Annotated in this window: 16 protein-coding genes; 11 read left to right on the top strand and 5 right to left on the bottom strand. The window is 63.6% G+C overall.

Annotated elements, in window-relative coordinates; all coding sequences use genetic code 11:
- Nucleotides 1–206 precede the first annotated feature (206 nt).
- The 3 genes from FJ430_RS01910 to FJ430_RS01920 are packed head-to-tail and all read left to right on the top strand — an operon-like array spanning nt 207 to nt 2,888.
- Nucleotides 207–773: a sigma-70 family RNA polymerase sigma factor gene (locus FJ430_RS01910; RefSeq protein WP_140702217.1), complete on the top strand. Its 567-nt coding sequence runs from the start codon at nt 207–209 to the stop codon at nt 771–773.
- Nucleotides 770–1,438 (top strand): anti-sigma factor, encoded by a 669-nt coding sequence (locus tag FJ430_RS01915; RefSeq protein WP_140702215.1) that lies wholly within the window; start codon nt 770–772, stop codon nt 1,436–1,438. Before FJ430_RS01910 ends, FJ430_RS01915 begins: the two co-directional genes overlap by 4 nt.
- The gene (locus FJ430_RS01920) at nt 1,428–2,888 is read left to right on the top strand and encodes a S8 family serine peptidase (RefSeq protein WP_140702213.1); all 1,461 of its coding nucleotides are present in this window, start codon (nt 1,428–1,430) and stop codon (nt 2,886–2,888) included. The genes FJ430_RS01915 and FJ430_RS01920 overlap by 11 nt, the downstream gene beginning before the upstream one ends.
- Nucleotides 2,889–2,931: 43 nt before the next feature.
- On the opposite strand, the gene FJ430_RS01925 is transcribed toward FJ430_RS01920, so the two are convergent.
- Together FJ430_RS01925 and FJ430_RS01930 are read right to left on the bottom strand one after the other, a co-directional pair.
- Nucleotides 2,932–4,278: an NAD(P)/FAD-dependent oxidoreductase gene (locus tag FJ430_RS01925; protein ID WP_140702211.1), complete on the bottom strand. Its 1,347-nt coding sequence runs from the start codon at nt 4,276–4,278 to the stop codon at nt 2,932–2,934.
- Nucleotides 4,279–4,416: 138 nt separating this feature from the next.
- Nucleotides 4,417–5,439 (bottom strand): substrate-binding domain-containing protein, encoded by a 1,023-nt coding sequence (locus FJ430_RS01930; protein WP_140647151.1) that lies wholly within the window; start codon nt 5,437–5,439, stop codon nt 4,417–4,419.
- Nucleotides 5,440–5,797: 358 nt separating this feature from the next.
- Between FJ430_RS01930 and FJ430_RS01935 the strand changes: the two genes are divergently transcribed.
- The 5 genes from FJ430_RS01935 (at nt 5,798) to FJ430_RS01955 (ending at nt 12,304) form a co-directional block, all read left to right on the top strand.
- The gene (locus FJ430_RS01935) at nt 5,798–7,153 is read left to right on the top strand and encodes an ABC transporter substrate-binding protein (RefSeq protein WP_140650735.1); all 1,356 of its coding nucleotides are present in this window, start codon (nt 5,798–5,800) and stop codon (nt 7,151–7,153) included.
- A 166-nt stretch (nt 7,154–7,319) separates the two neighbouring features.
- Nucleotides 7,320–8,333 carry a carbohydrate ABC transporter permease gene (locus FJ430_RS01940; protein WP_140647153.1) on the top strand — a complete coding sequence of 338 codons (1,014 nt, stop codon included), beginning with the start codon at nt 7,320–7,322 and terminating at the stop codon, nt 8,331–8,333.
- Nucleotide 8,334: 1 nt separating this feature from the next.
- Nucleotides 8,335–9,489 carry a carbohydrate ABC transporter permease gene (locus tag FJ430_RS01945; protein ID WP_140650738.1) on the top strand — a complete coding sequence of 385 codons (1,155 nt, stop codon included), beginning with the start codon at nt 8,335–8,337 and terminating at the stop codon, nt 9,487–9,489.
- A 4-nt stretch (nt 9,490–9,493) separates the two neighbouring features.
- On the top strand, nt 9,494–11,158 hold the full coding sequence (locus FJ430_RS01950) for an alpha-glucosidase (protein WP_140702209.1): 1,665 nt from the start codon (nt 9,494–9,496) through the stop codon (nt 11,156–11,158).
- Between the two features lie 33 nt (nt 11,159–11,191).
- Nucleotides 11,192–12,304 (top strand): ABC transporter ATP-binding protein, encoded by a 1,113-nt coding sequence (locus tag FJ430_RS01955; RefSeq protein ID WP_140702207.1) that lies wholly within the window; start codon nt 11,192–11,194, stop codon nt 12,302–12,304.
- 94 nt (nt 12,305–12,398) lie between these two features.
- Here the strand turns inward: FJ430_RS01955 and FJ430_RS01960 are convergent, their stop codons facing one another.
- Both FJ430_RS01960 and FJ430_RS01965 read right to left on the bottom strand, forming a co-directional pair.
- Nucleotides 12,399–12,632: a DUF680 domain-containing protein gene (locus FJ430_RS01960; protein WP_140647157.1), complete on the bottom strand. Its 234-nt coding sequence runs from the start codon at nt 12,630–12,632 to the stop codon at nt 12,399–12,401.
- 70 nt (nt 12,633–12,702) lie between these two features.
- Nucleotides 12,703–12,909, bottom strand: coding sequence for a DUF680 domain-containing protein (locus FJ430_RS01965; protein ID WP_140650748.1), 207 nt, complete (start codon nt 12,907–12,909; stop codon nt 12,703–12,705).
- 616 nt (nt 12,910–13,525) lie between these two features.
- Here FJ430_RS01965 and FJ430_RS01970 point away from each other — a divergent pair.
- Complete coding sequence (locus tag FJ430_RS01970; RefSeq protein ID WP_140702205.1) at nt 13,526–13,954, top strand: PqqD family peptide modification chaperone; 429 nt, start codon at nt 13,526–13,528, stop codon at nt 13,952–13,954.
- A gap of 20 nt (nt 13,955–13,974) precedes the next feature.
- Here FJ430_RS01970 and FJ430_RS01975 read toward each other — a convergent pair whose 3' ends face one another.
- Nucleotides 13,975–14,220 (bottom strand): hypothetical protein, encoded by a 246-nt coding sequence (locus FJ430_RS01975; protein WP_226892036.1) that lies wholly within the window; start codon nt 14,218–14,220, stop codon nt 13,975–13,977.
- A gap of 15 nt (nt 14,221–14,235) precedes the next feature.
- Between FJ430_RS01975 and FJ430_RS01980 the strand changes: the two genes are divergently transcribed.
- On the top strand, nt 14,236–15,069 hold the full coding sequence (locus FJ430_RS01980) for a serine kinase (protein WP_226892038.1): 834 nt from the start codon (nt 14,236–14,238) through the stop codon (nt 15,067–15,069).
- A complete protein-coding gene (locus tag FJ430_RS01985; RefSeq protein ID WP_181166949.1) occupies nt 15,038–15,790 on the top strand; it encodes a glycosyltransferase family 2 protein in 753 nt (250 codons plus the stop codon). Before FJ430_RS01980 ends, FJ430_RS01985 begins: the two co-directional genes overlap by 32 nt.
- Nucleotides 15,791–15,796: the final 6 nt, after the last annotated feature.

Genomic DNA, 15,796 nt, shown 5'->3' on the forward strand with positions numbered 1-15,796 from the left:
TGCGCCGCGTCGCTTCGCTCCTTGCTTCGCCCTAGGATGACGAAGCAGTAGGCGTCTCGGCCTATCGCCGGGAAGGAGTAGGAGAAGCACCCCCTCTGGCAACCTCCCCTCTCTTCGGTTAGCCTCCGAAAATTCCTTGGCGGAGGATGAACCTTTTTGGACCGATCAGCGACAGAGCTTCGAGGAGCCAGGCGGCTCGACCGGCCATGAACGCGGCGACGGAAACCGATCGCGCGCTTGTTGACCGGGTCGCGAAGGGCGACCGGGCCGCCGTCCGGCTCCTGTTCATGCGTCACCACGCGCGGATCTACCGCTTCGTGGCGCGCCAGACGGGATCGGAAATGATGGCCGACGATATCGCGAACGAGGTCTTTCTGGAGCTGTGGAAACAGGCGCCCGGCTTCGAGGGGCGCTCTGAAGTTTCCACATGGCTGCTCGGCATCGCCCGCTTCAAGGGGCTGTCCATGCTGCGCAAGAAGAAGGAAGACTGGATCGACGACGACGACGCGGCGCAAGTTCCCGACGGCGCCGACACGCCGGAAGTCGTGACCATGAAGGAAGACAAAGCCGCCGCCTTGCGCCGCTTCATCGATGCCTTGCCGGAAGAACACCGCACGGTGATCGACCTTGCCTATTACCATGGCCAGTCGGTGACCGAGATCGGCGAGGTGCTCGACATCCCGGTCGCCACCGTCAAGACCAGGATGTTCTACGCCCGCAAGAAACTCGGCGAAGCCCTCAAGGCCGCCGGTTACGACAGGGGTTGGCCATGAGCGCCGCAGAAAAGATGTCGCGCCGCGACGAGATGGAAACGCTGCTGCCGTTCTACCTGAACGGCTCGCTGGAAGGCGCCGAGCTGGAGGCCGTCGAGGAATGGCTGGCCACCGATCCGGCGGCAATGAATGCGCTTGGCGAAGCGGAGGCCGAGTTCTCCGGTGCCGCCGCCGCCAACGAGGCGATCCGGCCGCCCGCCGACGCGCTCAGCCGGTTCGCCAAGGCGCTCGACGCCGAGGCCGGCCCGGCGCGCGCGCCGGCCGGCCAATCGTGGCTCGCCAAGGTTTTCGGCCGGGTGACGGCAATGCCTGCCGGCATCGCCTGGGCCGCGACCGCGGCGCTGCTTGCGCTGGTCATCGTGCAATCGTTCGAACAGCCGGGCGGCAAGGGCAGCGATTTCGAAGTGGCCGGCGCTCAGGACGATCTCGCCAAGCTGCCTTTTGCGCTGGTCAAGTTCAAGCCGGATGCCAAGATGGCCGATATCGCCGCCTTCCTCGGCCAGAACGGGTTGAAGATCGCCGGCGGGCCGACCGCCGACGGCGTCTTTCACCTGACCATTCCGGCGAGCAGTGCGGCCGATTACGACAAGCTCGTCGGCCTTATTGCGGCCCAGCCTTTCGCCGATACCGTGATCCAGGGAAGGAAACCGGTCGATGGCGGCTAAGGCGGTCATTCTGCATGCGGCACTCCTCGCGGCGGCGGCCTTTGCCGCCGCTCCTGCGTTTGCGCAGACCAACGATCCGAATCTTTCGCAGACCCAGGTCGACTGCCTGAACCGCACGACAGCGGCGGGCGTCGGGTGCGACAAGAACGGCGGCACCGCGAATAATGGCGAGAAACCGGGAGCTGGCGGCGCCACAGGCGGCGCGGTGTTCCTGCCGGCGCTGATCGTCGACCTGTTCCCGAACACGCCCGCCGGCGCGGCTCCGCAAACGCCCGCGCCGTCCAATGGAACATCGTCGTCGAACGGTTCCGGCAACACGCCGCCGCCGGCGCCGACGCCGAACGGACCCGTCGCGGTGCCTCAGGGCCTCAATCTGGCGGAGCCGCCGCGTGCGATTGCCGGCGAATTCGTGCCCAACGAGGTGCTGGTGACCGTCGATGGCGATGCCGGCGTGGTGCAGCAGATCGCCAATTCCTTCGGCCTGCAGGCGCGCTCGCAGCGCCAGTCGCGGCTGCTCGGCACCACTTTGGTGCGCTTCGGCATCACCGACGGGCGGCCCGTCGGCGTGGTGCTGGCGCAGCTTGCCGCGGACGGGCGCACGCAGCGCCGCGAACCGAACCACATCTACACGCTGCAGCAGGCGGCCGGCGTCGTGAATTACGCCTTCGACCGCATCGCGCTCGATTCAAAACAGGCGAGCGGCGAGAATGTGCGCGTCGCCGTCATCGACACCGGCATCGACGACACCAATCCGGCGCTCGCCGGCGTCATCGCCGAGCAATACGACGCCATGCCCAACGTGCCGATCGAGAAGCGCGACCACGGCACCTCGGTCGACGGGCTGATCGCCGGCGTCGGCCCGCTGGAAGGCATGGCGCCGGGCGCCAGGATCTATCACGCGCGCGCCTTCGAAGGCGGCAAGTCGACCATGGATGTCATCCTGTCGGCGCTGGACTGGGCCGCCGAACAGGACGCGCGCATCATCAATATGAGCTTCGTCGGGCCGAAGAACGACCTGCTCGGCACCGCCTGCCGTAACGCCCGGGCGCTCGGCATCGTGCTGGTCGCGGCCGCCGGCAACAACGGGCCGAAGGCGCCCTATGGCTATCCGGCCGCCTTCGACGGCGTCATCGCCGTCACCGCCACCGACGCCAAGGATGGGCTGATGCCGCAGGCCAATCGCGGCGCCTATGTGTTCATCTCGGCGCCAGGCGTCGAGATGGTGGCGCCGAGCGGCGCCGGCTCCGACGTGGTGACCGGCACCTCCTTCGCCGCCGCGATCGTGTCCGGCGCCATCGCCAATTTGATCCACGCCGCGCCCGACCGTTCGGCCGACGAGATCGAGAAGGCGCTGGCGGCAACGGCCAAGGATCTCGGGCCCAAGGGGCGGGACAATGATTTTGGCTATGGGCTGATCGATACGAAAGCGGCTGAGGCGGCGAAGCAGTGAATCTGGGCAGTCGACCGACTGTTGCCGACTGCGCGCGACCGGTTCAAAGAGCCGGACCTAGCCGGACGGGGCTTCCATCGTAGAAACGCGACAGCCGAAAACGGCTGAGGTCGTGGCCGGTTTCATTTCCCTGGATCATGTCGGAGACGACGCGGCCTATGCCAGGCCCGATGCCGAACCCGTGGCCGCTCATTCCGGTCGCGACGAAAAGACCGCCGATCGCCTGGACCTGATCCACGACGGGGACGACGTCGGGCATTGCGTCGATCATGCCGCCCCAGCCGACCTTCAAGCGAACTTTATCGAACTGTGGAAACAGGCGTTTGAAATTGCGCTCGATCGAGCGAAGCTTTGCCGGCTCAGGGGCTGGGTTGAGCACGCGCATTCTTTCGAAAGGGCTTGCGGAATCCGGCGCCCAATCGCGCGGGGTCGACCAGCCATCGGGGTAGCCCGATGGAGCGAACGGGAAATAGCGCGTTCCGAACGGATTGTCCCTGAGAGCGGGAAGATATTGGGTGGCGTGCCGGAATGCGTCAGGCCCCAGGTAAAGCAAGTGGCTGCCGCCTGCGGCGAGCGTATATCCGCCATCCTGCCTGCGCCGGAAAGCGATGTGGTCGTCGGCCGCCGCACCTGAATAGACCTCAGGCATGGGTTCTGTGGCAGCTGTGGTCACCCTGACGTTGAGCTGGGGGATGGCCACGCCGTGTCTTCGCAAGAAGAGGGATGACCAGGCGCCGCCCGCGACCAACACGGTGGAGGTCCCGATATATCCCGCCTCGGTCCACACGCCTTTGACCCTGCCGGCCGCGATGTCGAGACCTCGCGCCGCGCAATTCTCGACGATCCTGGCGCCTTTTCGAACGGCAAGCCGCGCTAACGCCGGCACCGCCAACCAAGGTTCCGCGCGCATATCGGAGGGCGTCGTCATCGCGCCCTTGAACCTGCGCGACATGCCGCTGATGAGTTTTGCGGTTTCGTCGGCGTCCAGAAGGCGCGTGTCGAGCTCATGGATCGCGGCGATCCTCATGAATTCTTCGAACTTGGCCATGTCCTTGTCGGCATTCGCCAGGTAGGTCACGCCTGTCTGATTCAACCCGATGTCTTCGCCGCATTCCTCGGCCAGTTGCCGCCACAGGCGGGAAGCCTCGATGACGATCGGCAGTTCATCCGCGTCTCGTCCCTGCTTTCTGATCCACCCCCAGTTTCGCGAGGACTGTTCAGCCGCGACGCGGCCTTTTTCCAGCAGCGTCACCGGAATGTTCCGGGCCGCGAGGAAAAGGGCCGTCGTTACGCCGATAACACCGCCACCGACGATCACCACCTCCGAAGCCTTCGGCGGTGGGCCAGGGTGTTGGATTGGATCCGCGTCGGAGAACGGGAATGTGGGCAAATGGCGCACCCTGAAGAACCGGTTGACGGTTCTGGCTTACTGATTGTCATCGTCCAACATCAGGAGCAGCCGAAGGCGGACCGTTGTCCCACGACAGTTGCCCGGAAGGAGGCAGCGGCGAAGCTGTTGGATCAGGCCCTATACCGGCGCCCCCGCCACCGATCCCCGCACCACCAGATCGACCGGCCAGACCTCTCCCCGCGCGCCCTCCTCCAGCCCCGATATGCGCGCCGCCAGGCGCTCGGCGACACGCGCGCCGGCAAGCCGGATCGAGGAGCGCGTGGTCGACAGCGGCACCGGGAAATTCTCCGGCCGCAGCCAGGGGAAGACGTCGTCATGGGCGACCAGCGACAGGTCGCCCGGAATGGTGAGACCGAGATCGCGCACGGCGCGCACGACGCCCAGCGCCATGATCAGGCTGGAGCAGACGATCGCCGTCGGCGGCTCAGCCTCCTCGAGCAGGCGGCGGGCGGCGCGATAGCCGTTCTCCTCGGTCATCGCCACCGAACGGATGTGGCGCTCGCCGAGCGTCAGCCCGCTTGCGGCCAGCGCCCGGCGCACGCCGCGCTCGCGGTGGATGGCGAAGGTCTCGCGGTCGTTGCCGTTGATCAGCGCCAGGCGCTTGTGGCCGAGTTGGATCAGCAGTCTCGACGCTTCGTGGAAGGCGCCCTCATTGTCGATGTCGAGATAGGGATAGTCGAAGTCGAAACCTTCGCTGCGGCCATGGACGAGGAACGGGATGCCCAGCGTGTTGACCAGCGCCAGCCGCTTGTCGGCCGGCCGCGGCGAGGACAGGTAGACGGCGTCGACCTGACGGTTGGCGACGATGCGCCGGTAGGTCGTTTCTTCGTCGTCGGCATCGGCAGGCGAAAGCACGAGGTCGAGCTCGTGCGCGCGGGCATAGTCGCCAAGGCCGGAGAGGAATTCGACGAAGTGCGGATCGATGTCGACGGCGGCCCCCGTCGGCAGCACATAGCCGATCATCCCCGATTTGCCGGTGGCGAGCCGGCGCGCGCTGGGGTTCGGCCGGTAGCCATGGCGCTTGGCCGCATCCATCACCCGGCGCCGGGTTTCCTCATTCACCTCGGGATAGCCGTTCAGCGCCCGGCTCACCGTGGTCTGCGAGAGTGACAGCATATGCGAGAGTTGCTTGAGGTTCATCGGAGGCCTCCAGCCTCAAAGCGCTTTCAAATTGAATCGATCCGATGAGTGTTGGCGAGATCGCCAAGCATGATGACCTTAGAGGGCCCTAGGCGCCGTTTGAAGCAAAAATTGCTGCTGCGGCCCAAAAAACTATGCTGCAGTGCACTTTTCTCACTCTATGTCGGGAGATTTAAATCGATTTATAAACTCTCCCACTTGACTCTCGAGCAATTCAATGGCGAGATCAAAATAGCCAAAGCGCTTTGGAAGTCTCTTCGAAAGGTTGCGGTTGCCCTTTCGCTGAGTCACAGTTCCGCGGGCGTCGGCGGACGAAATGGAGGTTTCGTCCTGTTTGTGACCACTGGGAGGACTTGCGATGAAGAAAATGCTTCTCTTGGGTGCGGCGTTTGCGGCACTCACCCTCAGCCTGCCGGCGCAAGCCGAACTGAAGTTCAAGCCGGGCGAGGATCCGAAGTTTCACTGGGCGAACTACGACGACCTCAAAAAGGTCGATCTCAAGGGCGAGACGCTGACGATCTTCGGGCCGTGGCGCGGTGAGGACGAGACGCTTGTGCGTTCGGTCCTCGACTATTTCGCCGAGGCCACCGGCGCGGAGGTGAAATATTCCTCGTCCGAGAACTATGAGCAGCAGATCGTCATCGACACCCAGGCCGGCAGCCCGCCCAACATCGCCGTCCTGCCGCAGCCCGGCCTGATACAGGATCTTGCTTCCAAGGGCGTGCTGACCCCGCTGGGCGACGACGTCGCCGCCTGGATCAAGGAAAATTACGCCGCCGGCGACTCCTGGGCCAAGCTCGGCACCTATAATGGCAAGGACGGCAAGCCCGGCTTCTACGCCTTCCCCTACAAGATCGACGTGAAGGGCCTGGTCTGGTACTCGCCCGACAATTTCGACGAGGCCGGCTACAAGGTGCCGAAAACCCAGGAAGAACTCGCCGACCTCGAAAAGAAGATCATCGCCGACGGCGGCAAGCCCTGGTGCATCGGGCTCGGTTCCGGCGGCGCCACCGGCTGGCCGGCGACCGACTGGGTCGAGGACATCATGCTGAGAACCCAGCCGCCGGAAGTCTACGACAAGTGGGTGAAGAACGAGATCCCGTTCACCGACCCGGCCGTGGTCAACGCCATCGACATCTTCGGCAAGATCGCCACCGACGACAAGATGGTGGACGGCGGCGCCAAGGCGGTCGCGGCGACCGACTTCCGCGACAGCCCGAAGGGCCTCTTCACCGTGCCGCCCAAGTGCTACATGCACCATCAGGCATCGTTCATCCCCTCCTTCTTCCCGGAAAACGTGAAGCTCGGCCAGGACGCGGACTTCTTCCCCTACCCGCCTTACGCCTCCAAGCCGGAACTGGGCACGCCGCTGGAAGTGGCCGGCACGCTGGTGATGATCACCAAGGATTCCAAGGCCTCGCGCGAGTTCATCAAATTCCTCGAGATGCCGCTCGCGCATGAATTGTGGATGGCGCAGAAGAGCTTCGTCACCCCCTTCAAGTCAGCCAACAAGGACGCCTATGGCAGCGACGCGCTGAAGAAGCAGGGCGAGATCCTGGTCGGCGCCACGACTGTCCGCTTCGACGGGTCCGACCTGATGCCCGGCAAGGTCGGCGCGGGCTCGTTCTGGACCGGCATGATCGACCTGGTCGGCGGCAAGTCCGCGCAAGACGTCGCCGCCGACATCCAGAAAAGCTGGGATGCCATCAAGTAAGCATCCTGAAATCCTCCTAATCCTCCACCTGGATCTGGGCCACGGTCCGGATCCGACCGGCGGTCAACGCCGGAAGCCTTCGCGTTTCGATTGTTCCGAATAACCGAAAGTCGGTGCATCCGATCGCCAGCCCTGGCTGGCCGGTCATGCGCAGGGAGAGGGACCCATGGCGACTCAGATTTTCTCGGCCATATTCGTCATCATCATCGGCGTCGGCGGCTGTGTCGCCTATTTCTGGGGCGCCAACAAACTGCTCGATCTCGTCTTCCCGTCACGCGGCGTCTCGGGCACCGCCGCCGTCGACAATTTGCGCCGGCAGGGACTGGTGCGGCCCTGGCTGTTCGTCGGCCCGGCGATGATCATCCTTACCATCTATCTGATCTACCCGGTCATCGAGACGCTGAGGCTCTCCTTCCTCGATCGCGGCGGCGAGAATTTCGTTGGCCTCGCCAATTATGAATGGGCGCTCGGCGATCACGATTTCCGCAATTCGATCCTGAACAATGTGCTTTGGCTGGCGGTGGTGCCGGCGGCCTGCACCTTCCTTGGGCTGATCATCGCCGTGCTCACCGACAAGATCTGGTGGGGCACGATCGCCAAGAGCCTGATCTTCCTGCCTCTCGCCATTTCCTTCGTCGGCGCCAGCGTGATCTGGAAGTTCATCTACGAGTATCGCGGCGAGGGCCAGGTGCAGATCGGCCTGCTCAACGCCATCATCCAGTATTTCGGCGGCCAGCCGCAGGTGTGGATATCGCTGCCGTTCTGGAACAATTTCTTCCTGATGATCATCCTGGTCTGGATCCAGACCGGCTTTGCGATGGTCATCCTGTCGTCGGCGCTGCGCGGCATTCCGGAAGAGACGCTGGAAGCGGCCGTGATCGACGGCGCCAACCCGTTCCAGATCTTCTGGAAGATCATGGTGCCGCAAATCTGGGGCACGATCGCAGTGGTGTGGACCACCATCACCATCCTGGTGCTGAAAGTGTTCGACATCGTGCTGACCATGACCAACGGCCAATGGAACAGCCAGGTGCTCGCCAATCTGATGTTCGACTGGATGTTCCGCGGCGGCGGCGATTTCGGCCGCGGCGCGACGATCGCCATCATCATCATGATCGCGGTCATCCCGATCATGGTCTGGAACATCCGCCAGGCCAACAAAGAGACGGGAGGGCACTGAGATGGCCGCCAAGACCGGAAAATCCTTCGCCGGCCGCTTCGGCGTCCACATCGCCGTGCTCGTCTTCGTGGTGATCTGGACCATTCCCACGCTCGGCATTCTCGTCTCGTCGCTGCGCGACAAGGACCAGATCGTCGCCGCCGGCTGGTGGAACTCCTTTGCCAGTTCCAGCCAGAGCGAGGCCGGGCGGCTTCCCGCGGCGTCGGCGCAAACCCAGAAGGACGGCAAATATGTCATCGAGGGCAACATCTTCGGCGACGGGCCCAAGCGTGAGATCAGCGCCTTCGGGGTGAAGTCGTCCGCGCCGACGCAGTACAAGGCCGGGACGGTTGCCGAGCTCAATGATGGCGCCACCTTGCAGATGAACGCCGACGGCACGTTTATCCTGTCCTCGGTGAAAGCCTTCGAGGGCGACCGCGGCCAACGCGTCTATTTCGCCTCCTCCGCGCCGCCGAAATTCACCACGGACAACTACGATGCCGTGCTGTTTTCCGAAGGCATCGGCCGCTCGTTCATGAACTCGCTGACGGTGACCATCCCGGCAACGATCATCCCGATCCTCATCGCAGCCTTCGCGGCCTATGCATTGGCCTGGATGCGCTTTCCGGGCCGGGCGCTGCTGATTGCCGTCATCATCGGCCTGCTGGTCGTGCCGCTGCAGATGTCGCTGATCCCGCTGCTCAAGCTCTACAACGGCGTCGGCACCTTCTTCGGCGTGCCGTCCAAGACCTATCTCGGCATCTGGCTGGCGCATACCGGCTTCGGCCTGCCCTTCGCCATCTACCTGCTCAGGAGCTACATTGCCGGCCTGCCGCGCGAGATCATGGAATCGGCGCGCATCGACGGCGCCAGCGACTTCGAGATCTTCGTCAAGATCGTGCTGCCGCTGTCCTTCCCGGTGCTTGCCTCCTTCGCCATCTTCCAGTTCCTGTGGGTATGGAACGATCTCCTGGTGGCAATGGTTTTCCTCGGCACGGCGCCCGATCAGATCGTGCTGACGGCCAAGCTCAACGCGCTGCTCGGCTCGCGCGGCGGCAACTGGGAGATCCTGACGACATCGGCGTTCATCACCATCATCGTGCCGCTGATCGTGTTCTTCTCGCTGCAGCGCTATTTCGTCCGCGGGCTGCTTGCCGGCTCGGTGAAAGGAGGTTGAAGACATGCAATCGGCTTTGAAGGCGACTTCGAGACCAGACCCCGCCGTCGACCGCGACTGGTGGCGGGGCGCGGTGATCTACCAGATCTATCCGCGCTCTTACCAGGACTCCAACGACGACGGCATCGGCGACCTGAAGGGCATCGTGCGGCGCCTGCCCTACATCGCTTCGCTCGGCGTCGATGCCATCTGGATCTCGCCCTTCTTCAAATCGCCGATGAAGGATTTCGGCTACGACGTGTCGGATTATTGCGACGTCGACCCGATGTTCGGAACGCTCGCCGATTTCGACGCGCTGGTGACGGAAGCCCATCGGCTGGGCCTCAAGGTGATGATCGACGAGGTGCTGTCGCACACCGCCGACATCCACCCCTGGTTCAAGGAAAGCCGCTCCAGCCGTAACAATCCGAAAGCCGACTGGTATGTATGGGCGGACGCAAAACCCGACGGCACGCCGCCCAACAACTGGCTGTCGATCTTCGGCGGCTCGGCCTGGCAGTGGGACACCAGCCGCCAGCAATATTACATGCACAATTTCCTGGCCGAGCAGCCGGACCTCAACTTCCACAACCGGCAAGTCCAGGACGCGCTGCTCGATATCACCCGCTTCTGGCTGGAGCGCGGCGTCGACGGCTTTCGGCTGGACACGATCAATTTCTACTTCCACAGCCAGGGGCTGGAGGACAATCCGCCGCTGCCGCCGGAACAGCGCAACGACCAGACGGCGCCGGCGGTCAATCCCTACAACTACCAGGACCATCTCTACGACAAGAGCCGACCGGAGAACCTCGGCTTCCTGGAGCGCTTCCGCGCGCTTCTCGACGAATATCCGGCGCAGGCCGCCGTCGGCGAGGTGGGCGACTCCCAGCGCGGCCTGGAAGTGGTCGCCGCCTACACCGCCGACGGCAAGCGCGTGCATATGTGCTATTCCTTCGACTTCCTGGCGCCGGAGAAGATCAGCGCGGCGAAAGTGCGCGCGGTGCTGGAGGCTTTCGGCACGGTCGCCAGCGACGGCTGGTCGTGCTGGGCCTTCTCCAACCATGACGTGATGCGGGTCGCCTCGCGCTGGGCCGCCAACGAGGCGGATCCGCCCGGCTATCTGAAGGTGATCTCGGCGCTTCTGATGTCGCTGCGCGGCTCGGTGTGCATCTATCAAGGCGAAGAGCTCGGCCTTGGCGAAGCGGAGTTGAAGTTCGAAGACCTGCAAGATCCCTACGGCATCCGGTTCTGGCCGGAGTTCAAGGGCCGCGACGGCTGCCGCACGCCGATGGTGTGGGACGCGGCTGCCAAGAATGGCGGTTTCTCGACCGCCAAGCCGTGGCTGCCAGTGCCGGGCAAGCACCTGTCGCAGGCCGTCAACGTGCAACAGGGCGACGCAAGCTCGCTGCTCGAACATTACCGCCGCTTCCTCGCCTTCCGGCGCCAGCATCCGGCGCTGGCCAAGGGCGACATCGACTTCATCGAAAGCGATGGCGACACCGTCGCCTTCACGCGCCGCGAGGGCAATGAGCGGATCGTCTGCGCCTTCAACCTCGGCGGCAAGCCCGCCGAGGTCGATCTCGGCCGTGGCTCGCTGCAGCCCTTGCCGGGGCACGGCTTTTCGGGACAGACTGGCACCGGGCCGGTCCGCCTCGGCGGTTATGGCGCCTGGTTCGGGCGTGTCGACTGAACATTGCAACGGAAATCATTGGGAGGAGAAAACATGGCCGATGTCACGCTGAACCAGGTGAAGAAATCATACGGCAACCTCAACATTCTCCATGGCATCGACCTCGACATCAAATCGGGCGAGTTCATCGTCTTCGTCGGACCGTCGGGTTGCGGCAAATCCACCTTGCTGCGGTCGATCGCCGGCCTCGAGGAAATCACCTCGGGCGAGCTGAAGATCGACGGCGAGGTGGTGAACGACGTGCCGCCGTCGAAGCGGGGCATCGCCATGGTGTTCCAGTCCTATGCGCTCTATCCGCATATGACGGTCTACGACAACATGGCCTTCTCGATGAAGATCGGCAAGGAAAGCAAGGCCGAGATCGACAAGCGCGTGCGCCAGGCGGCGGAGATCCTGCAACTGACCAAATATCTCGACCGCCTGCCCAAGGCGATGTCGGGCGGCCAGCGCCAGCGCGTCGCCATCGGCCGCGCCATCGTGCGCAACCCGAAGGTGTTCCTGTTCGACGAGCCGCTGTCGAACCTCGACGCCGCGCTTCGCGTCGCCACCCGCATCGAGATCGCCAAACTCAAGGAATCGATGCCGAACACCACCATGATCTACGTCACGCACGACCAGGTCGAGGCGATGACGCTGGCGGACCGCATCGTAGTGCTGAAGGAAGGTTATATCGAACAGGTCGGCACGCCGATGGAGCTCTACAAGCGTCCGGGCAATTTGTTCGTCGCCCAGTTCATCGGCTCGCCGGCAATGAACATATTGCCGGCAAAGATCGAGAAGGCCGGAAATCCGACCGTGGTCAGCCATGTCGGCGGCCGCAAGGCGACCGTGCCGATCGCGACGCCGGCCTCGGCGAATGGCGCCGCGGTCAGCTTCGGCGTTCGGCCGGAGGATCTCGCGATCGCGACCGGCGCGGACTATCTGTTCGAAGGCAAGGTCGACTATATCGAGCAGCTTGGCGAGGTTCAGCTTGTCTATGTCGATATCGGCCGCACCGACCTGCCGCTGGTGGCCAAGCTGCCGGGCAATGTCGAGGTCAAGCGCGGCGAGACCCTGCGGCTCAACGCCAGCGGCGGCGATCTGCACATCTTCGACGCCGACGGCCATTCCTTCACGCTGCATCGCGAGGAAGCAAAGGCTGCCTGACGGTTAACCGCTCCGGCTGACGCATAGCCGTTGCGGAAAAGAAAAACGGCGGGCCAAGGCCCGCCGTTCTTCGTTCGTATATCGTCTAAAGTTGTTAGCGGCCGAAGAGGCTACGGTCGCTGCCCTGAGGGGCCGACTTGTGAACGTCGTTCGACGAGTTCAACAGCTTGTAGACCGTCGAGTCGGTATTGATCGACGACGTACGCGTGGTGTCGACGGCGGGAGCCGGCTGGCTGGCGCCTACGTTACCGGTATGGCCGCTCTCCGCGGCAAAAGCGGCGCCGGAAACGGCCAACAGGGCGGCCGTGGCAAGAACGATCTTCTTCATTTCAGTGCTCCTGAATCTTGTGGTCCGACCGATGCGGCGGGCGAGCCCGCCGCCGGTTCAAGGTCGGTTGTTAGTTGTTGCCGAACAGGTTGTGGTCGGCGCCCGTCGTGGCAGGCTGCTGAGTGGCCGGCGCAGGCTGGTGGACCGAAGCCGTGTAGGAAGAGTCGACCTTGGCGGCCGCCTGATTGGCTTCGTTCGGGTTGTAATGGTCGCTACCAGCGAAGGCGCTGCCAGAAATTGCCAGAAGGGCTGCGGCAGTGAGAACAATCTTTTTCATTTTTACTACTCCAGTATCTTAAGTCAGTCCGTCTAGCGGCGTGTCTTGGGAATGAAATCGCGTCGTTCGGACAACGCTGATTTGGGTGAACCGACTGCCGGATTCCAATCACGAAGTTTTTCCGTCTGGACCATGAATCCGCATCTTGAAGTTTTCATAAGCATGCCTATGACTTTATTTTTATTGAATAAAATCAATATCTTATTCCAATTTGGTGGTTGGCTCACCAAATGTATCGGAGCACCGACGTTCACACCGTCCTGCACGCACCGTCAACAGAAACGAACCGTTCAGTTCGATTTTAGAATCTCCTAATAGTCACTTTTCGATACTATTAACCGTCCTACCCCCGTTCCAAAGGCCGATTCGGCCCGCATCGGGCCCGTATTTCCGACCGAAGGCTAAAAACGGCGTTCGTGCCGAAAGCGCCGCGGCTGCCCCTTGTCGACGCTCGATATCGAGAGACTCGAACCGCGAACTAAACCCCGAAAGGTCGAGATGGCGCCGGCACGCCTTGCCTTGCCAAGCAAGGATCGAGTGTTTACAGGCGTTGTCCAGGGGTCAGGCAACGATACGACCGGCAGCCGCCGGCTGGAATTGCAGCGGGGTCCACGACATGCCTCTTTCCGACGTCTATGCCGTTGCGAGCAAGGACATTGTCTTCGAATCCTTCGACGGCGAGGCTGTCGTGCTCGACCTCTCCAACGGGAAGTATTTCGGCTTCTCCGATTCCGGCAGCAAGGTATGGCAGGCGCTGGCCTCGGGTGTCGGTACCGAGGCGCTGATCCGATCGGCGGCGGGCGCTGCGAGGATCGACGCCGCCGCGCTCGAGTCCTTCATTGGGCAGTTGGTCGAGTTTGGGCTGCTGACGCCTTCCGGCGCAACGCCGCTGCCCTCTTCCGACGATTTGCCGGCGGCGCTGGCGGCGGCGCGCGAGCCGCTCAATGTCAGCGTCCATGACGATCTTGCCGACCTCATCACCGTCGATCCGATCCACGAAGTCGAGGAGCCGCTCGGCTGGCCGGCCGTCAAGCAGGTTTCCTGAGCGACCGGCGAAGGGCGAGGTCAGGGCTGGAACAGACCATGCCACGCGTCACGCTCGAGACCCTGCCGGACTACGCCCGCTTCCTCCTCGCCGCCGCCGAGAGCGCGGCCGGGCAATTCCCGGTCCAGCGGATTGTCCGCCTGCCAGGGCTGGAATTGATCGCGCATCTCGAGCCCGGCGCGCTCGCGGATGCCCTTGGCCAGGCTTTCATCGAAGCCGGCGGCGATCCGCGGGACTCCCGTCAATGCCATGTCTTCATCGGCCATCCAGGCGTCGGCGGCATGCCGGTGCCGGCACGCTGGGGCGATGCGCATTTCACCGAACACGGCTTTGCCCAGAAACTCGCCGAGGCGGGGCTGCGCGGCCATCATTACCATGATCTGGATTTCTGGCAGGTCTACGACCCCGACCGACGGATCGGCGTCCAGCTGATGCGGTCCCCCGACGCGTTTCCGCCCTGGGAGCAAGGGGCGCCACTGCGCGCCTTCCTGCATTGGGAGTACGCCGCAGGCGGCATGCGCCTTGCCCATGCCGGCACGCTGGGCCTTGATGGCAAGGGCGTGCTGCTGGCCGGCGCCGGGGGCGCGGGAAAATCCGGAACCGTCGTTGCGGGACTGCTCAACGGGCTGGACAGCGTCGGCGACGACTATGTGCTGATCGACCTTTCCGGCGGCGTGACCGCGCGACCGCTGTTTTCGATCCTGAAACAGGATCCGCAGGGTTTCGCCCGGCTCGGGCTGGGAAGGCGGCTGGGAACCGGCCGACCGCTCAACTGGCAAGGCAAGCATGCCTTTCACATTAACGAGATCGCGCCTCGGCCAGTACGCGCGAGTCTGGACATTTCTGCGTTGATGGTGCCACATGTCAGTGGCGGAAAGATGAGTTCGATCGCACCGATTTCGCGCAAGGATGCGCTCATCGCGCTGGCGCCCTCCGGCATTGCCCAGATGCCTGGCGAGCGGGAAAGCGGGTTTCGCTTCTTCAGCGATCTCACACGCTTGCTGCCATGCTACCGGCTTTACCTCGGGAGGCATCCTGAGGAGATCGCCGGCACGATTGCGGATTTCCTTGCGCGGGCGCCCGATGAAGCTGAGCGTGATCATGCCGGTCTATAACCGCGAGCGCTTCGTCGTCCCGGCCCTGCGCTCGCTGCTGCGACAGCGCGACGCCGTCGACCTCGACATCATCGTGATCGACGACGGCTCGACGGACGGGTCGGCCGAGGCGGTTCGCGCGATGATGGACGAGAACGCCTGCATACGCCTGTTCCAACAAGCTCATATGGGTGTTGCCCGAGCCCGCAATGCCGGTCTGCGGCAATTGCCGGCGGACGCCGGCTTCGTGTCCTTCCTCGATTCCGACGATATTTCCCTTCCCGGCCGTTTCGAGGCCGACCTCGCTCATTTCGAAACGCATCCCGGCCTCGATCTGACCTACTCGCTGATGACGCTGGTCGACCGGATCGACGACGAGACGTTGGAGCCGGCCGCGAACAGCCGTATCTTGACGCTTCGCGGGCTCTCGCTGTGCACCGCCCTGTTCGGCCGGGCGCTTGTCGATCGCATCGGCTGGTTCGACGAGGAGTTCGAGTTGTCAGAGGACACAGACTATCTGCTGCGCGTCTTCGAAACGGGTCCCCGTTACGAGCTGCTGGACAACGTCGCGATCTACTACCGGCGTCATGCAGGGAACGCGACACGGCAAAATGACGGCAGGCTCCGCGACCATCTGCGAGCGATCCACAAAGCGATGAGACGGCGCAGGGCGGATCCGTCGCTGCGCGAGGCTCCGGGCATTTTCGAGTATAAGAGCCCACCCAGCTGGCAGGGTATGTGATGGACG

It is taken from the genome of Mesorhizobium sp. B2-8-5 (assembly GCF_006440675.2).
In the GTDB taxonomy this organism is placed as follows: Bacteria; Pseudomonadota; Alphaproteobacteria; order Rhizobiales; family Rhizobiaceae; genus Mesorhizobium.